The organism is Paraburkholderia caffeinilytica, from assembly GCF_003368325.1.
GTDB lineage: Bacteria > Pseudomonadota > Gammaproteobacteria > Burkholderiales > Burkholderiaceae > Paraburkholderia > Paraburkholderia caffeinilytica.
Map to the genome: position 1 here is coordinate 4,383,069 of NZ_CP031467.1, position 24,198 is coordinate 4,407,266.

General features: G+C 62.8%; 16 protein-coding genes. 9 read left to right on the forward strand and 7 right to left on the reverse strand.

The features are described from left to right. Positions 1–197 precede the first annotated feature (197 nt). The 4 genes from nirB to DSC91_RS35880 all read left to right on the forward strand — a co-directional run bounded on the left by nirB (position 198) and on the right by DSC91_RS35880 (position 9,300). Positions 198–2,738, forward strand: a complete 2,541-nt coding sequence (gene nirB, locus DSC91_RS35865) for a nitrite reductase large subunit NirB (protein ID WP_115783182.1) — start codon at positions 198–200, stop codon at positions 2,736–2,738. 25 nt (positions 2,739–2,763) lie between these two features. Then, positions 2,764–6,966, forward strand: coding sequence for a bifunctional nitrate reductase/sulfite reductase flavoprotein subunit alpha (locus tag DSC91_RS35870; protein ID WP_115783183.1), 4,203 nt, complete (start codon positions 2,764–2,766; stop codon positions 6,964–6,966). A 191-nt stretch (positions 6,967–7,157) separates the two neighbouring features. After that, positions 7,158–8,525: an MFS transporter gene (locus DSC91_RS35875; RefSeq protein WP_115783184.1), complete on the forward strand. Its 1,368-nt coding sequence runs from the start codon at positions 7,158–7,160 to the stop codon at positions 8,523–8,525. A 100-nt stretch (positions 8,526–8,625) separates the two neighbouring features. Next, a complete protein-coding gene (locus DSC91_RS35880) occupies positions 8,626–9,300 on the forward strand; it encodes a type IV pili methyl-accepting chemotaxis transducer N-terminal domain-containing protein (protein WP_115783185.1) in 675 nt (224 codons plus the stop codon). Between the two features lie 124 nt (positions 9,301–9,424). Here the strand turns inward: DSC91_RS35880 and DSC91_RS35885 are convergent, their stop codons facing one another. After that, positions 9,425–10,582 carry a porin gene (locus DSC91_RS35885; RefSeq protein WP_115783186.1) on the reverse strand — a complete coding sequence of 386 codons (1,158 nt, stop codon included), beginning with the start codon at positions 10,580–10,582 and terminating at the stop codon, positions 9,425–9,427. A 283-nt stretch (positions 10,583–10,865) separates the two neighbouring features. On the opposite strand from DSC91_RS35885, the gene aldA reads away from it, so the two are divergent. From aldA to DSC91_RS35905, 4 genes are all read left to right on the forward strand, one after another. Next, on the forward strand, positions 10,866–12,290 hold the full coding sequence (gene aldA / locus DSC91_RS35890) for an aldehyde dehydrogenase (RefSeq protein ID WP_115783187.1): 1,425 nt from the start codon (positions 10,866–10,868) through the stop codon (positions 12,288–12,290). A gap of 163 nt (positions 12,291–12,453) precedes the next feature. Continuing rightward, a complete protein-coding gene (locus DSC91_RS35895) occupies positions 12,454–13,818 on the forward strand; it encodes an MFS transporter (RefSeq protein ID WP_229758331.1) in 1,365 nt (454 codons plus the stop codon). After that, entirely contained in the window at positions 13,815–15,032 is a 1,218-nt protein-coding gene (locus DSC91_RS35900; protein WP_115783188.1) for a mandelate racemase/muconate lactonizing enzyme family protein, read from the forward strand. Before DSC91_RS35895 ends, DSC91_RS35900 begins: the two co-directional genes overlap by 4 nt. Positions 15,033–15,161: 129 nt before the next feature. Further along, on the forward strand, positions 15,162–16,823 hold the full coding sequence (locus DSC91_RS35905) for a GMC family oxidoreductase (protein WP_115783189.1): 1,662 nt from the start codon (positions 15,162–15,164) through the stop codon (positions 16,821–16,823). Between the two features lie 151 nt (positions 16,824–16,974). Here DSC91_RS35905 and DSC91_RS35910 read toward each other — a convergent pair whose 3' ends face one another. The 3 genes from DSC91_RS35910 to tam form a co-directional block, all read right to left on the reverse strand. Further along, on the reverse strand, positions 16,975–17,910 hold the full coding sequence (locus tag DSC91_RS35910) for a LysR substrate-binding domain-containing protein (protein ID WP_115783190.1): 936 nt from the start codon (positions 17,908–17,910) through the stop codon (positions 16,975–16,977). A 135-nt stretch (positions 17,911–18,045) separates the two neighbouring features. Beyond that, positions 18,046–18,411, reverse strand: coding sequence for a hypothetical protein (locus DSC91_RS35915; RefSeq protein ID WP_115783191.1), 366 nt, complete (start codon positions 18,409–18,411; stop codon positions 18,046–18,048). 164 nt (positions 18,412–18,575) lie between these two features. Next, complete coding sequence (gene tam, locus DSC91_RS35920; RefSeq protein ID WP_115783192.1) at positions 18,576–19,352, reverse strand: trans-aconitate 2-methyltransferase; 777 nt, start codon at positions 19,350–19,352, stop codon at positions 18,576–18,578. A 167-nt stretch (positions 19,353–19,519) separates the two neighbouring features. Between tam and DSC91_RS35925 the strand changes: the two genes are divergently transcribed. Continuing rightward, entirely contained in the window at positions 19,520–20,416 is an 897-nt protein-coding gene (locus DSC91_RS35925) for a LysR family transcriptional regulator (RefSeq protein WP_115783193.1), read from the forward strand. Between the two features lie 178 nt (positions 20,417–20,594). Here DSC91_RS35925 and DSC91_RS35930 read toward each other — a convergent pair whose 3' ends face one another. The 3 genes from DSC91_RS35930 to DSC91_RS35940 all read right to left on the reverse strand — a co-directional run bounded on the left by DSC91_RS35930 (position 20,595) and on the right by DSC91_RS35940 (position 24,122). Next, complete coding sequence (locus tag DSC91_RS35930) at positions 20,595–21,242, reverse strand: GntR family transcriptional regulator (RefSeq protein WP_115783194.1); 648 nt, start codon at positions 21,240–21,242, stop codon at positions 20,595–20,597. Between the two features lie 120 nt (positions 21,243–21,362). Then, the gene (locus DSC91_RS35935; RefSeq protein WP_115783642.1) at positions 21,363–22,721 is read right to left on the reverse strand and encodes an aspartate aminotransferase family protein; all 1,359 of its coding nucleotides are present in this window, start codon (positions 22,719–22,721) and stop codon (positions 21,363–21,365) included. A 51-nt stretch (positions 22,722–22,772) separates the two neighbouring features. Further along, complete coding sequence (locus DSC91_RS35940) at positions 22,773–24,122, reverse strand: glutamine synthetase family protein (RefSeq protein ID WP_115783195.1); 1,350 nt, start codon at positions 24,120–24,122, stop codon at positions 22,773–22,775. Between the last annotated feature and the right edge of the window lie 76 nt (positions 24,123–24,198).

A 24,198-nucleotide genomic window follows, 5' to 3' on the forward strand; every position in this document is an offset into this window, starting at 1 on the left:
CCCTGCCAGCGGATCAACGTGGATCCGTTGCGAGTGCAAAAACAGCGTACTCGCCGCAGCACAGGTCAGGACAACGGCGTCCCCCGAATTCAGTCATCGACTGGGTTCGCGGGACGCCGTTTTTATTTCCGGAATCGCTTTCGCGCGCCAGCCAGCCGGCAGCGATTCCAGCCCAGCACATTGAGGAAGCCGCGGTCATGAAAATCATCGTTATCGGTCACGGAATGGTCGGTCATAAACTGGTCGAATGTCTCGCGCAAGACGCGGCGCACGGCCTCGACATCACCGTGCTGTGCGAGGAATCGCGCCCGGCGTACGACCGCGTGCACCTGTCCGAATTCTTCGCGGGCAAGACGGCGGACGATCTGTCGCTCGTCGAGCCGGGTTTCTTCGAGCGCCAGAACGTCTTGCTGAAGCTCAATGCGAAAGCGGTGGCGATCGATCGCGCCGCGCGCATCGTCACGGTATCGACCGGCGAGACCTTGCCGTACGACAAGCTGGTGTTCGCGACGGGTTCCTACCCGTTCGTGCCGCCCGTGCCTGGGCGTGAGCGCGCCGACTGCTTCGTCTATCGCACCATCGACGACCTCGAAGCGATGCAGGAATGCGGCGCCCGTTCGAAGACCGGTACGGTGGTCGGCGGCGGCCTGCTCGGGCTCGAATGCGCGAAGGCATTGCGCGACATGGGGCTGGAAACGCACGTGGTCGAGTTCGCGCCGCGCCTGATGGCGGTGCAGGTCGACGAAGGCGGCGGCCGCGTGCTGCGCACCCGGATCGAAGAGCTCGGCGTAACCGTGCACACGCAGAAGAACACGTCGGCGATTGTCGATGGCGAGACGGGCACGCATCGCATGCAATTCGCGGACGGCAGCCACCTCGACACCGACATGATCGTTTTCTCCGCCGGCATCCGTCCGCGCGACGATCTTGCCCGCGAGTGCGGGCTGGCGCTCGGCGAACGCGGCGGCATCGTGATCGACAACGCGTGCCGCACCAGCGATCCGCACATCTACGCGATCGGCGAATGCGCGCTGTGGGAGGGCAAGCTGTTTGGCCTCGTGGCGCCCGGCTACGACATGGCGCGCGCCGTGGCGAAACAACTGCACGGCGACTCGGCCGAATTCGCCGGCGCCGACATGAGCACCAAATTGAAGCTGATGGGCGTGGACGTCGCGAGCATCGGCGATGCGCACGGCAACACGCCGGGCAGCCGCACATACCAGTTCAGCGACGAGCGCAAGCAGATCTACAAGAAGCTGGTGGTGTCCGAGTGCGGCAAGTATCTGCTCGGCGGCGTGATGGTCGGCGATGCGAGCGAGTACGGCACCCTGCTGCAGATGATGCTGAACCGGATCGAGTTGCCGGAGTCGCCCGAATTCCTGATCCTGCCATCGTCCGACGGTCAGGCGAAACCGGCGCTCGGCGTCGAGGCATTGCCCGCCGGCGCGCAGATCTGCTCGTGCAACAACGTGTCGAAGGGTGACCTGTGCGCCGCCGTGTGCGCGGGCGCGACCGACATCGGCGCCCTGAAGTGCGCGACCCAGGCCGGCACGTCGTGCGGCGGCTGCGTGCCGCTCGTCACGCAGGTGATGAAGGCCGAGATGAAGAAGCAGGGCCTCGCGGTCAACAACCACGTGTGCGAGCACTTCCCGTATTCGCGGCAGGAGCTGTATCACCTCGTGCGGGTGGAGGGCGTGCGCAGCTTCGGCGAGCTGCTTTCGAAGCACGGACACGGTCTCGGCTGCGATATCTGCAAACCGGCGGTGGCGAGCATTCTCGCCTCGTGCTGGAACGAATTCGTGCTGAAGAAAGAGCACGCGGCGCTGCAGGACACCAACGATTACTACCTCGCCAACATCCAGCGCGACGGCACCTACTCGGTCGTGCCGCGCATGGCAGGCGGCGAAGTGACGCCCGACGGCTTGATCGCAGTCGGCCAGGTAGCGAAGAAATACGGCCTCTACACGAAGATCACCGGCGGTCAGCGAGTCGATCTGTTCGGTGCCCGCGTCGAACAACTGCCGTTCATCTGGGAAGAACTGATCGCCGCCGGTTTCGAATCGGGCCATGCGTACGGCAAATCGCTGCGCACGGTGAAGTCGTGCGTCGGTTCGACGTGGTGCCGCTACGGGGTGGGCGATTCGGTGGGCCTCGCGGTCGAACTCGAAAACCGCTACAAGGGCCTGCGCACGCCGCACAAGATCAAGTTCGGCGTATCCGGCTGCACGCGCGAATGCGCGGAGGCGCAGGGCAAGGACGTCGGCATCATCGCGACGGAGAAGGGCTGGAATCTGTACGTCTGCGGCAATGGCGGGATGAAGCCGCGCCATGCCGAACTGCTCGCCTCGGACCTCGACAAGGAAACGCTGGTGCGCTACATCGACCGCTTCCTGATGTTCTACGTGCGCACGGCAGACCGTCTGCAACGCACCAGCGTATGGCGCGACAACCTCGAAGGCGGTCTCCAGTATCTGATCGACGTGGTCGTCAACGATCGTCTCGGCGTGGTCGCGGAGCTCGAGGTGGAAATGCAGCACGTGGTCGACACCTACGAATGCGAATGGAAGCGGGCCGTCACCGATCCCGAAACGCGCAAGCGCTTCCGTCACTTCGTCAACAGCGGCGAGTCGGACAGCAATGTCGCCTTCGTCGAGGAACGCGGCCAGATCCGGCCCGCGACGCTCGACGAGCGGCGCTCGAAGCTCGCTTCGATTCCTGTCGTTGTCGAAACCGTCTGACTCTTTTCGAACGACGTCGCTCTCCATGTCCTCCAATAACGCGAAAACCGTATGTCCGTACTGCGGCGTTGGCTGCGGAATGGTGCTGCACGTCGAGGACGGCCAGGTCGTGAAGATTTCCGGCGACAAGGAGCATCCGTCGAACTTCGGACGGCTGTGCACCAAGGGGCAGTCGGCGCACGTGGCGTTGCGCAAGTCGGGCCGCCTCGAAGACGCGTTCGTGCGCCGCGCGCGCGACCAGGACCCCGCGCCGCTGCCGATGGCGCAGGCGATCAGCACCGCGGCGGCGCGTTTGCGGGGCCTGCTCGACGAACATGGACCGGATGCGCTGTCGTTCTACGTGTCGGGACAGATGTCGATCGAGGCGCAGTACCTCGTCAACAAGCTCGCCAAGGGTTTTGTCGGCACCAACAACATCGAATCGAATTCGCGCCTGTGCATGGCGAGCGCGGGCAGCGGCTACAAGCTCTCGCTCGGCGCGGACGGCCCGCCGGGATCGTACGAAGACATCGACCATGCCGATCTGTTCTTCGTGATCGGCGCGAACATGGCCGACTGTCATCCGATTCTGTTCCTGCGCATGATGGACCGCGTGAAGGCGGGTGCGAAACTGATCGTGGTCGATCCGCGCCGCACGACCACGGCCGACAAGGCCGATCTCTTCATGCAGATCAAGCCGGGTACCGATCTCGCGTTGCTGAACGGCTTGCTGCATCTGCTGCACGAAAACGGTCACACGGACGCGGCGTTTATCGCTGAGTTCACGGAAGGCTGGGACGCCATGCCCGCGTTCCTCTCGGACTACACACCGGAGAAAGTGTCGGCGATCACGGGTCTTTCCGTAGAAAGCATCCGCGAGGCGGCGCGGATGATCGGCGCGGCGCCGGAGTGGATGAGCTGCTGGACCATGGGCCTGAATCAGAGCACGCACGGCACGTGGCACACCAATGCGATCTGCAATCTGCATCTGGCGACGGGCAGGATCTGCCGCCGCGGCAGCGGCCCGTTCTCGCTGACGGGTCAGCCCAACGCGATGGGCGGCCGTGAAATGGGCTACATGGGACCCGGTTTGCCGGGGCAGCGTTCGGTTCTGGTCGACGCGGATCGCGCGTTTATCGAAGACCTGTGGGGCATTCCGGAAGGCACGCTGAAAACCGAAGTCGGCAACGGCACGATCGATATGTTCACTCGCATGGCCGCGGGCGAGATTAAGGCGTGCTGGATCATCTGCACCAATCCGGTGGCAAGCGTCGCGAATCGTCAGACGGCGATCGACGGTTTGCGCGCCGCGGAACTCGTGATTTCGCAGGACGCCTTCCTCGACACCGAGACCAATCGTTACGCCGATGTGCTGTTGCCGGGCGCATTGTGGGCCGAAGCCGAAGGCGTGATGATCAACTCCGAGCGCAACCTGACGCTGATGCAAAAGGGCATCGAGCCGCCGGGCGCCGCGCTGCCGGATTGGCAGATCATCGCGCGCGTCGCATGTGAAATGGGTTTCGCCGATGCGTTCACCTATGCAAGCGCCGAAGAGGTTTTCGCGGAAATCACGCGTGCGTCGAACCCGAAAACGGGCTACGACCTGCGCGGCGCGAGCCATCGCCGTTTGAAGGAAACACCGTTGCAATGGCCGCTTTCTTCGGACACCGCCGCCGATCGCAATCCGGTTCGCTACCTCAACGACGGCGTCAGCCAGACGCTGAAGAGTCTGCCCGACGGCAGCCGTCCGCGCCTCGTGTTTCCGACTGCAAGCGGCAAAGCCGTGTTCTTTACCCGCGCCTTTGCAGCCCCGGCCGAATTGCCTGACCGTGAATTTCCGATCGTGTTGAATACGGGCCGCTTGCAGCATCAATGGCACACCATGACCAAGACCGGCAAGGTCGCGATGCTCAACAAGCTGAATCCTGGACCGTTTGTCGAGATTCATCCCGAAGATGCCGCCACGCTCGGCATCAAGGCCAAAGATCCGGTTGAAATCCGTTCGCGCCGTGGGCGTGCCGTGTTGCCGGCGGTCGTCACGGAACGCGTGCAACCAGGCAACTGCTTCGCGCCGATGCATTGGAACGACGTCTTCGGCGACGACCTGTGCATCAACGCCGTGACGAGCGACGCCATCGATCCGGTCTCGCAGCAACCTGAACTTAAATTCTGCGCCGTTGCGCTCAGCCCGGTCGCGGCCGACGCATTCGAACCGGTTTCGAATGCGGATGACGAGACGCTCACCGACGCGCCCATCGTGACAGCCGGCGCTGCGCCGGCAAACGCCCTATCGGCGAACGCCGAGGATCTGGACATGCCCCGTATCGATGCACTCACCCGCCTGTTGCAGCTTCCGCCGACACCCGCGCCGTCGCTGACCGATACCGAGCGCGCGTATCTGGCCGGTTTCGTCAGCGGCCTGCGTTCGACTGAAGCGCAGGGCGTCGGCAGCGTGCCGGTCCTCCCGGCCGGCGCGCCGGTTGATCCGGCGAACCGCTTGTACGTGGATGGCTTGCTGGCCGGACTTTATAGCCGCAGCGGAACCCAGGCAGCCGTGCCGGCAATTTCGCTTGCCGCGTCGCATGCCGACCCGGCACAGGCGTCCGGTGTGCGCATCTTGCGTGTGCGACCCAAAGTGACTTTGCTGTGGGCCTCGCAAACCGGCAACACCGAATCGCTGACCGAGCGTTATGCCACGCGTCTGATGGAGTCGGGCTTCGAAATCCGCACGTCGTGCATGGCGGACTATCAGGCCTCGGCGCTCGCGAAAGCGCAATACGTGCTGCTGATGTCGAGCACTTTCGGCGACGGCGATCCGCCCGACAACGCGCAAAGTTTCTGGTCTCAACTGGCCGGCGACGCAGCGCCTCGTCTCGAAGGCCTGCGCTATGCCGTGCTTGCGCTCGGCGATCGCAACTACGATCAATTTTGCGGTCACGGCCGCCGTCTGGATGAACGTCTTGCCGCTCAAGGCGCACTGCGTTTGATGGATCGCGTCGATTGCGACAGCGAGTATCAGGAGAATGCCGACGCGTGGCTCGAAAGCATCATCGTGCGCATCAAGGAGGAAGATGCGGCGCTGCATGCGGTGCCCGCGGGCGGCATGATCAACGCGGTGGTGCCTGGCGCCGTGCCCACCAAGACGCGTCCGGCCGCATCGCGCCTCGTCACGAACCTGAAGTTGAACAAGCAGGGCGCCGCGAAAGATACGCGCTACTTTTCGCTGAGCACGGGCGACTCGGGCCTCGAATACGAAGCCGGCGATGCGCTGGGCGTATGGCCGAGCAATTGTCCCGAGCTGGTCGAGGAATTGATCAGCCTGAGCGGTGTGAGTGCGGACGCCACGGTGAACGTTTCCGGCGTGGGCGACATGCGCCTTGCCGACGCACTCGGCAAGCACTACGAGATCGCGCGGCCGAGCCCCGACTCGCTCGCCTTTATCGCGGCGCGGAGCAGCAACGGCGCATTGCGCGACCTGTTGACGCCGGCGCGCAAATCCGATCTCAAGCAATGGCTATGGGGCCAGCAACTCGCCGACGTGCTCCACGAATTTCCCGTGAACCTGACGGCCGCCGAATTGACGGGCATGCTCAAGCGTCTGCAGCCGCGTTTGTATTCGATTGCATCGAGCCCGAAAGCACATCCGGGAGAAGTTCATCTGACAGTTGCCGCGGTGCGCTACAACAATGGCCGCCGCCATCGCAAGGGCGTGTCGTCGACGTTTCTCGCCGACCGCGCCGGCGACGCGAATGTGCCTGTATTCGTGCAGAAATCCGCACACTTTCGGCCTCCTCATGTTTCGGATACGCCGATCATCATGGTCGGCCCCGGCACCGGCGTTGCACCGTTCCGCGGCTTTCTGCACGAGCGGCGTGCACGTGGCGACAAAGGACGCAACTGGCTGTTCTTCGGTGAACAACATGCGGCCACGGATTTCTACTATCGCGACGAACTGGAAGCGATGCGCGACAGCGGTGTGCTGACCCGGCTCGATGTCGCTTTCTCGCGCGATCAAACGGAGAAAGTGTATGTGCAGGACCGCATGCGCGAGCAGGGTGCACAACTGTGGGCATGGCTCGAAGAAGGTGCGCATTTCTACGTCTGCGGCGACGCGAACCGGATGGCCAAAGACGTCGACGCGACGCTCAAGCATGTGGTCGCTGAGCACGGCGGTATGAGTGAGGAAAAGGCCGCCGATTATGTGGGCCGTTTAGCGCAGGAAAAGCGCTACGTACGCGACGTTTATTGATTTTTAAGGCGGCCGGCTCAGACGCGCCATCACGGTTCCAGAGAGTACGCAGTCAAGCATCAGAAAAAGAATCCGGATGGCATGGAGATTGCATATCAAGTCCGGTATTCAACATCGTGATCATTCCGGTGCGCGGTGCCTCAGCGCTGTGTACCAGGTAAGCGAACAACCCGTAAATATGAGGATGTCTAATGAAAAATGTGATGAGCTCCCTTAAGAGTGGGGACTGGCGCGCGCTGGTGGCGTGTTTCCTCTATTTCGACACCGGCTTCACTGTCTGGGTGTTATACGGGCCGCTCGCGCCGTTCATCAGCAAGAGCATTGCGATGACGCCTGCGCAGCAAGGCTTGCTGGTTGCCGTGCCGGTGCTGTCGGCGGCGATCCTGCGCGTGACGCTCGGTAACCTCTATCAATCGGCGCATGGCAAGCGCATCGCGTTGATGGGCGTATTGCTGTCGGCGGTGCCGACCATCGTGCTGCCGCTGTTGCCGTTCGTGCCGTCGTACACCTTGCTGCTGGTGCTCGGCGTGTTCCTCGGCGTGGGTGGCGCGAGCTTCGCGGTGGCGCTGCCGATGGCCGGCAGCAACTATCCGCCGAAGGTGCAGGGCCTGGTGCTGGGTCTTGCCGCAGCCGGCAACATCGGCGCGGTGCTCGACGGCTTCCTGTTCCCGCAACTGGCGACGCACTACGGCTGGCAAATGGCCACGGCCGGTGCACTGCCGTTGCTCGCGATTGCCGCGATCACCCTGTATTTCTGGGCCAACGATTCCGGCATCAAATCCGGCAGCGTGCTGCGCGCGTTCGGCAGTTTCGCGGCGACGCTCGCGGGGTTGATCGTGCTCGTGCTGCTGGTCGAAGCGGGCATGTTCGGTTCCGGCAAGACCGGTGTGCTGCTGTTGCCGGTGATCGGTGCGCTGCTGGCGATTGCCGTGCTGCCCAAGCGTTATCGCTCGGTGCTGTCGGAGCGCGACACGTGGGCGATCATGCTGGTGTACAGCATCACGTTCGGGGGCTTTGTCGGCATGTCGTCGTATGTTTCGCTGCTGCTGACCAACCTGTATCAGCTGTCGAAGATCGACGCGGGCCTGTTCATGGCGCTGCTGGCCGCAACCGGCGCGATCGTGCGGCCGCTCGGCGGCCTGATCGCCGACAAGGTGTCGGGCGTGCGCGCGCTGACCTTCCTGCTCGCGGTCATTTCGCTGTGCGACTTCGTTTTTGCTGCAGCAATGCCGTCGATGGTGGGCGGGATTGTGCTGCTACTGTGCCTGTACGTGGCCTTCGGCCTGGGTAATGGCGCGACCTTCCAGCTGGTGCCGCATCGCTGGGCCGGCCGCACCGGCTTGATGTCGGGTATCGTCGGCGCGGCGGGCGGTATCGGCGGATTCTATCTGCCGGTCGTGATGGGCATCGCGAAAGAGAGCACGGGCAGCTATCAGATGGGCTTCGCGACCTTCGGCGCGCTGGCGGCTTGCGCGTTCCTCGCGATCGTCGCACTGCGCCGTCCGTGGATGGCGTGGTCGATGCACGGCAACGTGATGCACGCGCACGCAACGGAGTAAGGCAATTCGGCATCCGCGCCCATGCATGTCTGCCGATGGCGGTCGCACGGCGCGGATGCCGGCTGGCACGAAGGGGTCAATCGAATCATAAGAAGATGACATGAGCATCACGAAAGAACGGGTTCAGACGCCGCCGTCCGAAGCGGATGTCTCCAGCGAGGTATTGAGCTCGTTGATCAACATGGCGGGTCGCCAACGGATGCTGTCGCAACGCATCGTGTTGCAGTCGATGTTGGCGTTTCAACAGTTTGACGGGGCGATCGCTATCGCGCGGGAAACCTTACGGACCTTTTCGGACAGCCACACGACACTGGTGCAAGGCCGCGACGGTCTGCCGGGGCTATTTTCGCCGGCGTTGCAGGAAGCTTTTCACGGCAGTGGCAACGTCGCGAAGAAGATCACGGACTTTATCGCGCTGGCCTCGGCGGCGTTGGAGACGATCGAGCGCGCCTCGTCGCGCGCCAACGAAGCCCTGAACGCGCTGATCGGCGCCGTCGATCCGCTGCTGACGCATCTGCACGCCGTGACCGCGGTCTACGAGCAGGAAAGCCGGCGCATTGCGCGGGCGCAAAAGAAAGGCCAGCAGGATCTCATCGAGCGGATCAAGGCGATCGCCAAGGAAGCGCATATCGTTTCGTTCAACGGACAGATCGTGGCGAGCCGCTCGAATGTGACCGGCCGGGAGTTCGCCGTGATAGCGGGCGTGATGACCTCCATCACCAAGGAACTCGAGGCGGTGGTGGGCGCGTTCGTGAAGAAAACTTCAGCGGGGTAGGCGAACGCCTGCTGAGATCTGTTTCGCTGTCTTCGAATGCGGAACGTGAACATCAAGAAAGTTTGAACAGCCACGGCGCTGGAGCCGCCAATAGTGCGGCCCCAGCGCGCCAGTCCCCTAAACCTCAGAACTTGTGGCGCAGCGCGAGTCGCACGGCGACCTGATTCCCCGTCGACGACGGCGCCTGCACGCCCGGAATAAACGCGTTGTCGAGAATCGAGTTAGTCGAGTCGCCGGCAACCTTCTGATATTCGCCCTGCACGTATACGTCCGTGCGTTTGGACAGGTTGTAGTCCGCCATCAAGCCGACCGAGTGAATCTTCGGTTTCACGCTGCCGGTCGACGCATCGTAGTTCTCCATCGTGTACACATACTGCGCGCCGATAAAGAAGGCCGGCGTGAACTGGTATTTGCCGTTCACTTCGAAGTTCTGGTACTTCAGCGTATTCAACCTGACGCCGGACGCCGCCAGCGGGATGCCGATATAGCCGTTGCCGGTCGGGTCCTTATAGTTGGAATTGGTATAGGCAAAACCGGCGGTCGCCGCGCCGAACGTGTAGTTGATGCCGCCGCCGAACACCCGCATGCGCCCGGCGATGAAGCTCGCGTCGTTCGCGGTGATCGCGCCCGTCGAACCCGCGCCCGGATTGTTCGCCTGCAGGTACGCGGCTGCGATGAGCAGCCCGCCGTTCGCATACTGGCCGCCGAAGCTATAGGCGCGGTTGTTCGCGAAGTTCGTGTCGTTGCTGAAGCTGTAGACGCCGCCGAACTGGAAGCCCGCGATTTCCGGGCTCGCATACTTCACGCTGTTGCCGAGACGGAACGAGTTGTCCGTGTTGTCGTTGTCGTACGGGTGCGCGAACAGGTAGCCGGCCCAGTTGCCATTGGCGGTGGTTTGCGCGAGGTAGTCGACCACCGAGTCGTACTGGCGCCCGAGCGTGACCGTGCCGAACCGGTTGTCGCTCAAGCCCACATAGGCCTGCCGGCCGAACAGGCGGCCTCCCTGGCCGAGCCGCCCCGAATTCACGTCGAAGCCGTTTTCCAGCTGGAACACCGCCTTCATGCCGCCGCCCAGATCTTCCGAGCCCTTCATGCCCCAGCGGCTGCCTTGCGCATAGCCGCTCGCCATTTCCCAGACCGCGCCATGCCCGGCGTTGTTGGTGTAGTCGATGCCTTCATCGAGCACGCCGTACAGAGTCACGCTGCTTTGCGCGAAGACGGACGAGGCCGCCAGCGAGGCGAGCGCGGTGAAGGCGGCGGTGGCGATGACATTCTTTTTCATTGTGAGCTCCAGACATTGGTAATGAGCAGCCCAATGGTTCGAAACGGGGTTCGACCGCCTGCAAGGGCCGCTGCTTTTGGCAAAGCCCGGATTCTGCTATTCGAGACGGGAATCGCGTATGAGGCACATCCCTGGATAAACGTGATTTTTTCGAATGTTTATCCCGCGAATTATTCGCTTGTGGGGCGCCGTGCCCCGGAGAAAAATTCCGTTCATTCGCCTTTGGCATGAAGGCGATAACCGAAGGCAACGCGCCACCGCACCCGCTTTTTCAGGAGACGACATGCGACTCGATCGGAATTTTGCTAACGGCTGCTTTATCGACGCGGCAAGCGACGAGCTCATCGCCGTCACCAACCCCGCCACCGAAGCCGTGATAGCCCACGTCACGGGCGCCACCGAAGCCGAGGCCATTGCCGCGGTCGACGCCGCAGCGGCCGCCCAGAAGGGCTGGCGCAAGCTGCCTGCGGCGGAGCGCGCGGTCTATCTGCACAAGCTCGCCGACGCGCTCACCGAATGCGCGCCCGCCATTGGCGCGGCGCTCGCGCTGGAGTCGGGCAAGAGCGTCGCCGACGCCACCCATGAAGCGATCTACGCCGGCCAGATCACCCGCTACCACGCCGAATGGGCGCGCCGCATCGAAGGCGAGGTGATCCCGAGCGACACACCCGACGAAAACCTCGTGCTGCATCGCGAGCCGATTGGCGTGGTCGCATGCCTGATCCCGTTCAACTACCCGGTCTATACGTTCATGCGCAAGGTGGCGCCGGCGCTGATCGCCGGCAATACCGTGGTCGTGCGCCCCAGCAACAACACGCCGACCTCCGCGTTCGAGATCGCCAAGGCCGTTGAGAAGGCAGGGTTGCCGGCCGGCGTCGTGAACATCCTCGCGATGAATCATGCAACCGCCGAGGCGCTCTGCACGCATCCGAAGGTCGGCATGATCACGCTGACCGGCAGCGTCGGCGCGGGCCGCAAGGTGCTCGAATACTGCAAGGCGAACATCGCCAAGCCGTCGCTCGAACTGGGCGGCAAGACGCCGGCGATCATCGAGGCGGATGCCGATCTCGAGAAGGCCGCGCGCGATCTGGTCGCCTCCAAGACCACTCACTGCGGGCAGCTTTGCACGGCGATCGAACGCGTCTATGTGCAGGAAAGCGTGCATGACCGTTTCGTCGCGCTGCTGAAGAAGCACATGAGCGCAGTGGAAAGCGGCGATCGCGGCGAACAGCCGTCGCTGATGGGGCCGCTCGTCAATGAGGCATCGCGGCAGTCGATTCACGGCATGGTCGAGCGCGCGATTGCCGCGGGCGCCACGCTCGAAACGGGTGGCAGGCTGCCGCAAGGCAAGGGTTTCTTCTATCCGGCCACGCTGTTGTCGAACTGCCGTCAGGACATGGAAATCATCCAGGAAGAGACCTTCGGTCCGATCATGCCGGTCGTCAAATACCGCACGCTCGACCAGGCACTGGAGATGGCCAACGACCATCAGTTCGGTTTGTCGTCGGTGCTCTATACCGAGAACTACCGTAGCGCGATGAAGATCGCCAACGGTATCGAGGCCGGCGAGTTGTATGTAAACCGCACGCCGGCCGATCCGTATCAAGGTTTCCATGCAGGCTGGAAACGTTCGGGTCTCGGCGGCGACGACGGCAAACACGGCATGCTCGAATTCACGCAGACCCGTCTCGTGGTCATGAAGTACTGACGCCGATATTGATGCAGAAACCGGCGCGTGCCGCGCGATTCGGAGCAGGCGGCACGCGTTGATTTGAAACCCGTAGAAACGCAGCAAATCCGCTGCACCTATAAAAATATTTGAAGACCCGGCGGCCCGATGAACCGGCGTTGTGTCTTCCAGGAGCGCTCACGTGTCATCTCAACCCGTTCAAACTACCGCTTCGCTCGAGTCGAGCGCCGCGGAATCCGCACTGCAAGCCAACCGGGCCCAACGCTACATCCAGCTCATGTTGCTGGTCGTGGCAGCCGGCGCGATCTACCCGATTCTGTATCTGCGGCAGGTCTATCAGCCGACCATGCTCGAAGTGTTTCACATCACCGATAGTCAGCTCGGCTATCTGTATTCGTCGCTCGGCACGATCTTTCTGCTGAGCTACTTGCCTAGCGGTTGGCTTGCCGACCGGATCGCACCACGTCTCCTGATCTGTTTTTCGCTGATCGCAACCGGCGTGCTCGGCCTGTGGTATTCGACCGCGCCGTCGTTCCAGATGCTGATGCTGATTTTCGGCGGCTGGGGTTTGACGACCGGCTTGACCTTCTGGGCCGCCGTGATCAAGCGTGTGACGATGATTGCCGGCACGCACGAGCAGGGACGTTTCTTTGGTTTGCTCGACGGCGGACGCGGCTTGATCGAAGCCATGCTCGCGACCGTCGCGATCACGCTGTTCGCGTGGTTTACGCAGACCAGGGGCGAACCCGTGGCGGCGGGCTTCAAGCTGGTCGTCTACATGTACGCTTTCCTGTGCATCGCACTTGGCGTGGTGCTTGCGCTCGTTAAAGATCCGCAAGGCGCTAAAGACGCCGCCGCCAACCGCGCCACGAAGAAACGCAGCAACGTGCTGGTCGATCTGAAAACGCTCGCGTCGATTCCCGAGTTGTGGCTGGTCGCGGCTATCGTGTTTTGCGGTTACCAGGTGTTCTGGGCTACTTACAGCTTCTCCGCTTATCTGCACGAAGGCGAAATTGGCTTGACGGTGGTGATGGCCGGCACGATCACGACGCTCAAGCTGTGGATGCGGCCGATCGGCGGCATCGGCGGCGGCTTTCTCGGCGACCGTTATTCGAAGGTCTCGGTGCTGGTGATCGCGCTTTTCCTCGCCGCACTGTCGCTGCTGGGTCTGATGGCGGCACCGCGTATTTCGAGTCACGTGCTGCTGGTGTTTCTCGTGCTGTTCATCGGCATTCTGACTTACGCGATTCGCGGGCTGTACTGGTCGCTGCTGGATCGCTGCAATATCCCGGTCGAAACGATGGGCCTCGCCATCGGCCTGATCTCCGTACTCGGTTATTCGCCCGACGTGTTCCTGCCGTTGATCAACGGTTATCTGACGCAGAACTTCCCGGGCGTCTTCGGATATCAGCTTTACTTCGGCTATGTGGCCGGAATGGCGGCGCTCGGCGGTGTTGCTGGGCTTGCGCTGAGAAACATGCATGGGTTCGGAGTAAGCGCTAAAGCGCCAACTCCGACCGACATAGAAAAGGGGTCGCGTAAATGAAAGTTGTTTCGCTCGAAACGCATATCGTCGCCGTACCGCCGCCGCACGTGGGCGGCATGTACTGGATCTTCGTCAAGCTCAAGACCGATTGCGGTATTGAAGGCGTCGGTGAAATCTATTCGGCGACGTTTCATCCGAAGGCGATGACCCACGTCATCGACGATGTATTCGGCCGCTACCTGCTCGATAAGGATCCGCACCACATCGAGCGGCTCTGGCGCGAAGCGTATTCGAGCGGTTTCACGCAACGCCCCGATCTGACGATGATGGGCGTGGTCAGCGGGCTCGAAATGGCGTGCTGGGACATTATCGGCAAGGCAGCGAACAAGCCGGTGTACGAACTGCTCGGCGGTATGGTGAACCAGCGTCTGCGCTCGTACACCTACCTGTATCCGAAGAACAGCCGCGGCGAATACGACTACGACGATCCCGATCTCGCCGCCGAATGCGCCGCTGAAAATGTGAAGCGCGGCTTCACCGCGGTGAAGTTCGATCCGGCAGGGCCGTACACGGCTTATTCGGGCCACCAGTTGTCGATGGAAGTGCTCGACCGCTGCGAGACGTTTTGCCGCCGCGTGCGGGAAGCCGTCGGCAGCAAGGCCGATCTGCTGTTCGGCACGCATGGGCAGATGGTGCCTTCGTCGGCGATCCGGCTGGCCAAACGTCTCGAGAAGTACGATCCGCTGTGGTTCGAAGAACCGGTGCCGCCGGGACAGGAAGGCGCAATGGCGCAAGTCGCGCAGCACACGAGCATTCCGATTGCCGCGGGCGAACGCCTGACCACCAAGTATGAATTCTTCAAGCTGCTCGAAGCGGGTGCGGCGTCGATTCTGCAACTGAACGTGGCGCGTGTGGGCGGCCTGCTCGAAGCGAAAAAAGTCGCAGCGATCGCCGAGGTCTATTACGCGCAGATCGCGCCGCATCTGTACAACGGTCCGATCGGCGCGGCTGCCAGCATTCAGCTCGCAGCCTGCACGCCGAACTTTCTGATTCAGGAAAGCATCGGCACGTGGGACGGTTTTCATGCGGCCGTGTTGAAGAAGCCGATTCAATGGGAGGACGGCTACATCATTCCTTCGCAGGAACCGGGCTTGGGCGTGGAGCTGAACATGGACGTCGTCAGAGAGCACACGCCGTACACCGGCGAGCGTCTGCATCTGCAAATGGCCGCGCAACCCGCCGACGTAAAAGACCTCGCGCCGGCCAAGGGTTGAGTCCGGCTTGAACCTGCCGCGTCGACCTGCGGGTTTTACGCTGCGGGCTTTGGCCTGCGAGTTTTAACCGGCAGGTTTTAACTGGTTTTACGCATTCAATAGATTGAGCGCCCTCAGGCGACATAGAGCATGAACTACGATTACATCATCGTCGGCGCGGGTTCGGCGGGCTGCATTCTCGCCAATCGCCTGTCGGCGTCGGGCCAATATTCGGTGCTGCTGCTCGAAGCGGGCGGCAAGGACAGCTCGTTCTGGTTCAAGATCCCGGTGGGTTTCACCAAGACGTACTACAACGAAACCTATAACTGGATGTACTACAGCGAGCCCGAAAAGGAGCTCGACAACCGGCCGATCTATTGCCCACGCGGCAAGGTGCAGGGCGGTTCCGGCTCGATCAACGCGATGATCTACGTGCGCGGCCAGCCGCATGATTTCGACGACTGGGCCGCGGCGGGCAACCCGGGCTGGGCGTTTCGCGACGTGCTGCCGTATTTCCGCAAGCTCGAATCGCACCCGCTCGGCAACACGGAATATCACGGCGCGGACGGGCCGATCCGCATCTCGCCGATGAAAGACGCAGTCCATCCGATATGCCACGTATTCCTGAAAGGCTGCGACCAGGCCGGCTACAAGCGTAGCGACGACTTCAATGGCGAACGATTCGAAGGTGCGGGCATTTACGACGTGAATACGCGCAACGGGCAGCGTTCGTCGAGCAGCTTCGAATATCTGCATCCGGTGCTGACGCGCAAGAACCTGACGGTCGAGCGTGACGTGCTGGCAAGCCGCGTGCTATTCGACGGCAACCAGCGGGCCATTGGCGTGAGCGTGACGCAGAACGGCGCCACGCGGCAGTTCATGGCTAACCGCGAGGTGATCCTGTCGGCGGGCGCGGTCGATACGCCGAAGCTGCTGCAACTCTCGGGCGTAGGCGATAGCGCCTTGCTGGCGAAGCATCGCATCGCGATGGTCAAGGAACTGCCCGCTGTGGGGCAGAATCTGCAGGACCATCTGTGTGTGAGCTTCTACTATCGCGCGAACGTGAAGACGCTGAACGACGAAATGCGCCCGTTGCTCGGCAAGCTCAAACTCGGCCTCCAGTATCTGCTGACGCGCAAGGGACCGCTTGCGATGAGCGTGAATCAGTCGGGCGGGTTCTTCAAGGGCAATGATCGGCAAGCGCAGCCGAACCTGCAGTTGTACTTCAATCCGCTGTCGTACCGGATTCCGAAGAGCAACAAGGCGAATCTCGAACCCGAGCCGTATTCGGGCTTCCTGCTGGCATTCAACCCATGCCGGCCGACGAGCCGCGGGTCGATCGAGATCGCGTCGAACCGAGCGGAAGAGGCCGCGAAAATCCGCATCAACGCGCTCACCACGGAGAAGGACATCGACGAAGTGATTCAGGGTTGCGAACTGGTGCGCAAGGTGATGGCATCGCCGGCGTTGAAAGACATCACGGTCGAGGAAATCTCGCCGGGGCCACAGGTGAATACGCGCGAAAGTTTCCTGCAGTATTTCCGTGAGCAATCGGGCTCGATCTATCACCTGTGCGGCTCGTGCGCGATGGGCGACGACCCGCGCACTTCCGTGGTCGATGCGCGTTTGCGGGTGCATGGGATTGCGGGCTTGCGCGTGGTCGATGCGTCGATCTTCCCGAACATCACATCGGGCAACATCAATGCGCCGACCATGATGGTGGCGGAGAAGGGCGCGGAGATGATTCTCATGGACGCCGCCGTCGAAACGGCCTTTAAACCCGACGCGGCGGAGCTGGCTGCCGCCGCCTGACCGCTGGAAAGTCACCGTTAGCGGTGTAGAGAAAAACGCGCCGATACGATGCAATCGGCGCGTTTTTTTTGCGCCATGCTGGGCGGAACCGGGATGGCTCAAATAGACCGGAGTCGCCTGGGCGTCCGCACTCAGACGATTTTTATCTGCATCAATCCGCTGCGCCCGGTTGTGCCGACTCCGACGAATCGAGTGCGCGCTCGGTCAGCCAGATTTCCTGCTGCAGCCATTCGCGGAATAGCGCGACGTGTGGCAACTCGTCCTGCCCTGCGCGCGTAACGAGCCAATACGACTGGTGGCCGTCGACGTGCACGTTCAGCACTTGTACCAACTGCCCCTCAGCCAGCTCGCGCCCGATCATGTGACGATCGGCGATGGTCACGCCGAGCCCGTCGATAGCGGCCTGGATCGCGTGATCGAGCAGATCGAATTCGTAGCCGCCACGGGTGTCGACGTTCTCGATGCCGGCGGCTTTCAGCCAATGCTGCCAGGTCAGATAACGCTGATCGGCGCTCGCGAGCACATGCAGCAGCGTGAACTGATTCAGATCGATAGCGGCGCGGCCTGCCTCGCGTGCGAGCAACGCGGGCGCACAGACGGCGATGTGCCGTTCGTTCATCAGCAGACGGTTGTCGACGCCTTCCCACTCGCCGTTGCCAAAGCGGATCGCGCAGTCGAGCACGCCCGATTCGGCGAGATTGTCGTCGACGCGGGTCGACAGGCTGAGTTCGAGGTGCGGATGCGCGTCGCGCAGACGTCCGAGACGCGGCATCAGCCAGCGGCTCGTGAAGGTGGGAGGCGCATTGATACGCAGACGATTGCGATGGGTTTTCTCCTGCAGGCCGCGCACTGTGAGTTCGATCCGGTCGAACGATTGTTGCAGGGCTTGCAGGAGGATGCGGCCGGCGGCAGAGAGCTCGAGATGGTGATGGTGACGCTGGAGCAGCGTCTCGCCGAGTTGCGCTTCCAGTTGCCGGACTTGCCGGCTGACCGCGCTTTGCGTCACGTTCAGCAGTTCCGCTGCGCGCGTGAAGCTGCCCGTGCGGCCGGCGACTTCGAAGGCTTTCAGCGCGTTCAGCGCGGGCATTTTGCGTTTCAAGATCGGGAACCGAGGGGTAGGCTGGAGCGCGGCGGCGCGGGTGCCCGCTATTTTACTGGGTTGCCCTCGCGGCGTTTAGTCAACGCCGCATCCCGACTCACTCAAAGCGTCGCGCGAAAAGAACTAGTCCGCCACGCGTTTGTCCGCAAGCGCGCTCTGGCAGTCCGCCAGAACCTGCTTCACCAGCCGTGCCTGAGGGTCGAGCTCGTCCGTATCGAGAATCTCTTCGACCGCATCCCGCGCCCAATCGGCCTCGACAAATTTCGCATGCCGCTGCGCGATCTCCAGGGCGGTTGCCGACAGCCTGGCGATACTCAGCCAGTCTGCTTCCCGGGACCGATGATCGAGCCACTTATGGGCGGCCTGCACGTGAAACGCCGCGTCAGGCCAGTCCTCATTCAGGTAATACGCGCCCAGGCAGCCGCATGTGAGCCAGCACAACAGCTCCAGACGGTCACGTGGACTCAGATGGTGGCGTACATCACTCATGGCGACGCTCGCTGCTGAAATTTGCGTTCCGGTGAGGACGGCAAGCCGCCCCCCGCTTACGTTACACAATATCACGCAGAATTCACGAGCGGCAATGCCTGACTGACCCTGGCGACTCCGGCACCACAAACACCGCGCGCCGACCGGCAGACGGCCGGTTTCCGTTAGCGCGTAGCGACGATAAACAGCCGAGGGAACGGCAGCAACACGGTGCCGTCAGCCAGGGCCGGATAAGCCCGCGCGATCGCATCCCGGTAGCGTGCCAGGAAGACGCCTTCCTCGCTGTCGTCGAGCTCGGCGAGGAACGGTCTCAGCGCGCTGCCCTTGAACCATTCGACCACGGCGTCCGCGCTGCCCGCGAGCGGGTGATGGTAGACGGTGCGCCACACATCGACCCGCGCGCACAGCGGTTTGAGCAAGGCGTAGTACCAGTCGGCGCCGTAGCGCAGGGTGCGCTCCACGCCCTTCAGCTTGTTGGCCCACGGGCCGTCGGCAGCGACCTCGCGCAGCAGACGGTGCGCGGGTTCGTCGAGGTTGTCCGGCATTCGCACGGCAAGATTGCCGCCCGGCGTCAGTTTGTTCACCAGCGACGGAAACAGCTGCGCGTGATTCGGCACCCACTGCAGCACGGCATTGGCGAGGATCAGGTCGTAAGGGCCCGGGGCATCCCATGTCGCAATGTCGCTTACCTCGAACTGGAATTGCGGCAGGCGCCGGCGGGCCGCCGCGATCATGTCGGCGGAACTGTCCAGGCCGCTGACCGTCGCGCCGGGCAGGCGGGCCGCCAGCGCTTCGGTGGAATTGCCGGGGCCGCAGCCGATGTCCACCGCCACTCGCACATCCGTTGCCGGGACTGCCGCCAGCAGATCCCTGACTGGACGCGTGCGCTCGTTTTCGAACAACACGTACTGTTTGGCCTGCCAATTCGTCGATGACGTCATCTCGTGCTCCTTTGTCCCGATTTATGCCGGGTTGTTCCGGTTGCCGGACCGTTTTCGCTGACATCCGCCCACTGCGCGCGGTGTCAAATCGATCCAATCCGCTCATTCTGTGAGGCGGCGAAGCCGGAGTAAAATGAATTTATCATTCCAATTCCTTCATTTTTCTAATGAAAATCGACACGCTCGGCGTACAGGCGTTCGTCGCGATTGCGGATCGCGGCAGCTTTCAGGGCGCGGCCGATTCGTTGCACGTCACGCAAACGGCGATTACGCAACGTCTGCGCAAGCTCGAAACGTATCTCGGCGTCACGCTGATCGAGCGGACCACCCGTTCCATGGCGCTGACGGAAATAGGGCGCAGTTTTCTGCCCCAGGCGCGCCGTCTGCTGGGCGAGCTTGCGGATGCGCTCGTGGAGATTCGTGAGACGGGGGTCGCCCGTCGCGGCGATGTGTCGATCGCCTGCGTGCCGACCGTGGGCGTGCAGTATCTGCCGCGCATTCTGCAGGCGTATGCCGCGCGCTATCCGCATAACCGCATCAAGATTCTCGATCACGCGTCGTCGGCGGTGGAGGAAGCCGTGCTGCGCCGGGAGGTGGAATTCGGCATCAATATCGCCGGCGAGCATCATCCGGATCTTGCCAGCGTGCCGTTGACGGAGGACCGCTACGTGCTGATTTGCCATGAAGATCATCCTCTGGCGAAACGGCGGCGTATCGCCTGGCGGCAACTGCAATCGTATCCGCTGATTTTCGCCGGCGAGGTCAGCGGTAATCGTGCGTTGCTCGATGTGGCGCTGGAAAAGAACGAACTGGCGCTGCGCTCCTTCTATGAAGTGCAACGCAGTTCGACTGCTGTTGGCCTGGTTGCTCAAGGAGTGGGCGCGGCCGTCGTGCCGGCGCTCGCGATCCAGAAAGGCGCGTATCCGACGGTGCGCACGGTCGAGCTCACGCATCCGGTGGTGTCGCGCACGCTGGTGCTGGTGGCGCGCAAGACCGCTCAGTTGTCGCCGGCGGCGCAGGCGCTCTACGACATGATTCTCGAACAGGCGACGTTGAAAGTTTGATGTTGGCGGTGAGGCGCGGGGCGACAGGCGGCATTGAAAAGGTGACATCGGCGGCGAGAGGCGGGGTGTCAGGCTTGAAGCTTGAAACCTGAACTTGAACCCTGAACCCCCGGTCCGGCGTTTGACACAAATCCCGAGAGCCAACGTCCAACGCAAATCCAGCCGTCAAGTCCAGCCGCTACAAACACTGAGCCCGCAAACACTGCGCCGCATGACTCAGATCGTCCTCGATCGCGCGTCGCACGCCGGCCGCGTCACGCGCCTTCGCTGCATTCAGCAAGTCTTCGTGGGCATCGTTGAGCGTATCGGCAAACCGCGCATCGCCAAACAGGAGATTCGAAATCGGCCCGACCTGCAGCCACACCGTTTCGATCAACTCGAGCAAAAGCGGCGAGCCGGCCGCGCGGTACAGAATCAGATGGAACGCCTCGTTGGCGTCGAGGTAGCCTTTGGCATCGGCGCTCCGCAGGGCCTGGGCCATTTGCGCATTCAGTTTTTCCAGCGTCTCCAGGTCGTGTGCGCTCAGATGCGGCACGCCCAGTTCGGCGGCCTGGCCTTCGAGAATCAGGCGCACGCGCAACACGTCGTCGAATTGTTCTTTCGACAGACGCGGCACCGTCACGCCGCAATTGGGCACGTTCACCAGCGCCGATTCGGCCGCAAGGCGCTGCAAGGCGGAGCGCACCGGCATCTCGCCCACGCCGAGTTCGGCGGCGACGTGACGGATCTTGATGCGCTCGCCCGGCACGAAGCGTCCGATCGTCAGCCACTGCCGCAGCGTTTCGTAGGTCTGATCCTGCAGCGTGTGATGGCGCGAAGTTTTCATAAAGCTCGATACGGGGTCGCAAAAACGGCAAAAAAGGGCTGCGGAAAGGGGCTGCTGGAAAGGCCGCCAGTTTGGCGCCGGCTGTGCCCGTCAAGCGGCGCCACTCGCGATCCAGCGCACTCAGGTCAGTTCGGCAAGGCAGGCGTCGAAGGCGGAAACCAGTCTGTCGACGTCGGCCGCCGACGTCTCGGGGCATACCAGGATCATGTTGTGAAACGGCGTGATCAGCACGCCGCGATTGAGCAGGTAAAGGTGCACGATATGCTCCAGTTCCGGGTCGAGCTGGCGGCCGGCTTCGTCACCGTTGCGCGGCGGTGTCGGCGAAAACTGGAATTCGGTGCGGGCGCCGACGCGCGTCACGCACCACGCGAGGCCATGACGCGCGATCGCACTTTTCAGGCCGGCCTCGATCCGCTCGGCGAGCGCGAACATGTGGTCGTAGGCGGCGTCGGTCATCACCTCGGCGAGCGTCGCGCGGATCGCGCTCATTGCCAGCATGTTCGCCGTGAGGGTCGTGCCGATGCCGGAGTGGCCGGGCGGTGCGCTGCGTTTGGCGTGCTGAGCGCGGGCCGCCAGCCCGGCGCTGAAACCGTACACGGCGCACGGAAAGCCGCCGCCGACCGGTTTGCCGAGGATGAACAGATCGGGTTCGAGTCCGTACGCCGCCGAGTACCCCCCCGGCCCGCAGCTGATGGTGTGGGTTTCGTCGATCGCGAGCAGCGTGCCGTAGCGGCGCATGAGCGCTTGCGCTTGCCGCCAGTAGTCCGGTTCGGGCAACACCATGCCGATGTTGGTCATCGCGGGTTCGGCCAGCACGCAGGCTACTTCGCCGTCTTTCAGCGCATTTTCCAGCGCGTCCAGGTCGTTGAATTCGATCACGCGCGTGGCCTCGAGCAGGTCGTGCACCTGGCCGATCAGGCTGTCGCGCTGTTGCGGCCTGCCGTCGACGAGATCGACGAACACGTCGTCCACCGTGCCGTGATAGCAGCCGTTGAAGATCACGATCTGCTTGCGCCCGGTCGCCGCGCGGCCCCAGCGCAACGCAAAGCGGTTGGCGTCGCTCGCGGTCATCGCGAACTGCCAGTAGGGCAGGCCGAAACGGCGCGCGAGTTCTTCGCCGACCCACGCGGCGTCTTCGCCCGGCAGCATGGTCGTCAAGCCGCGCTCGGCCTGGAGAGCGAGCGCGCGGGCCACGGGCGCGGGCGAATGGCCGAACATCGCGCCCGTGTCGCCGAGGCAGAAGTCCGCGTAGCGATGACCGTCCACGTCGGTAAACGCGGCGCCCCGTGCGTGATCGACATAGAGCGAGAAGGGCGTCGACCAGTCGTTCATCCAGTGCAGCGGCACGCCGAATAACAGATGATGCGCGGCGCGTTCGGATAGGGCGCGCGACTTCGGCATGGCCTCCTCAAACGCGCGGCGTTCGCGTTCGACGAGCGCTTGCGCGCGCGCCCAGTTGATGCCGTGGCGAGTATTCAAAGCCAGCTTCTCCAATGATGTTTCCAGCATGTTTCCAGCGGCCGGCCGCGCTCAGACGAGCAGTTGCAGATGCTCGCGCTCCCACGCGGTAATGCCTTGCGAGAAGGTCTCGAACTCTTTTTCCTTCACCGCGCAATAGGCCTGCACGAAGTTGTCGCCGAGCACGTCCGCGAGTTCGGTGCATTTCAGCAGCGCCTTGAGCGCATCTTCGAGACCGCGCGGCAGTTCGTATTCGAGGTCGTAGGCGCTTTCGATCATCGGCGCCGACGCTTCCTGCTGCTCGACCATGCCGAGATAGCCGCAGGCGAGGGTGGCCGCCATCGCCAGATACGGATTGACGTCGACGCCCGGCACGCGGTTTTCGAGCCGCCGGCCGTCCGGCCCGGAATTCGGCACGCGGATGCCGCAGGTGCGGTTGTCGTAGCCCCAGCGCACGTTGATCGGCGCGGCGGTGAAGCGCGACAGGCGCCGGTAGGAGTTCACGTAGGGCGCGAACATCGGCATGGCTTGCGGCATGTACTTCTGCATGCCGCCGATGTAGTTGAAAAACAGCGGGCTGGCCGAGCCGTCGGGGAGTGAAAAGATGTTCTCGCCGGTTTGACTATCGACGATGCTCTGATGAATATGCATCGCGCTGCCGGGCTCATGCTCCATCGGCTTGGCCATGAAAGTCGCGAAAATGCCGTGACGGTAGGCGGTTTCGCGCACCGCGCGCTTGAACAGGAACACGCGGTCGGCGAGATCGAGCGCGTCGCCGTGAGAAAAATTGATCTCCATTTGCCCCGCGCCCACTTCATGCACGAGCGTTTCGACGCCGAGATGCGTGGTCTCGCAAAAGCGTGACAAGTCCTGAAAGAACGGATCGAACTCGTTGACGGCGTCGATCGAAAACGACTGGCGGCCGGCTTCGCTGCGCCCCGCGCGGCCGAGCGGCGGGCGCAGCGGTTCATGCGGATTCTCGTTCTGCGCGATCAGGTAGAACTCCATCTCCGGCGCGACTACCGGACGCCAGCCTTTTTCCTCGTAGAGCTTCAACACCCGTCGCAGCACCGCGCGCGGCGAAATGCCGATCGGCTTGCCGTCGAGCCCGACGCAATCGTGGATCACCACCGCGACCTGCTCGATAGCCCACGGCACGAGCCGCACCGTGTTCGGATCGGGGACGCAGACCATGTCGGGATCGCTCGGCCCGACAAAGCGCTCGAAATTCGCGAACTCGCCGTTGACGGTGATCATCAGGAGCGCGTTCGACATGTGCATCTTGCCTTCCGAGAGAAACAGGTTCTTCGGCACGATCTTCCCGCGCGCGACGCCCGTCATGTCCGGTATCACGCATTCCACTTCATGAATGCGGTGATGTTCCAGGAATTCGCGCAGGTCATCGCGTAGGTCGCTTTGCAAGGTTGACTCCAGTCGGTTGATGAAGACGGCGCGACGCGCGGCTGCATTTCTTGCGCGACGAGTTGCCTGTTCGGGA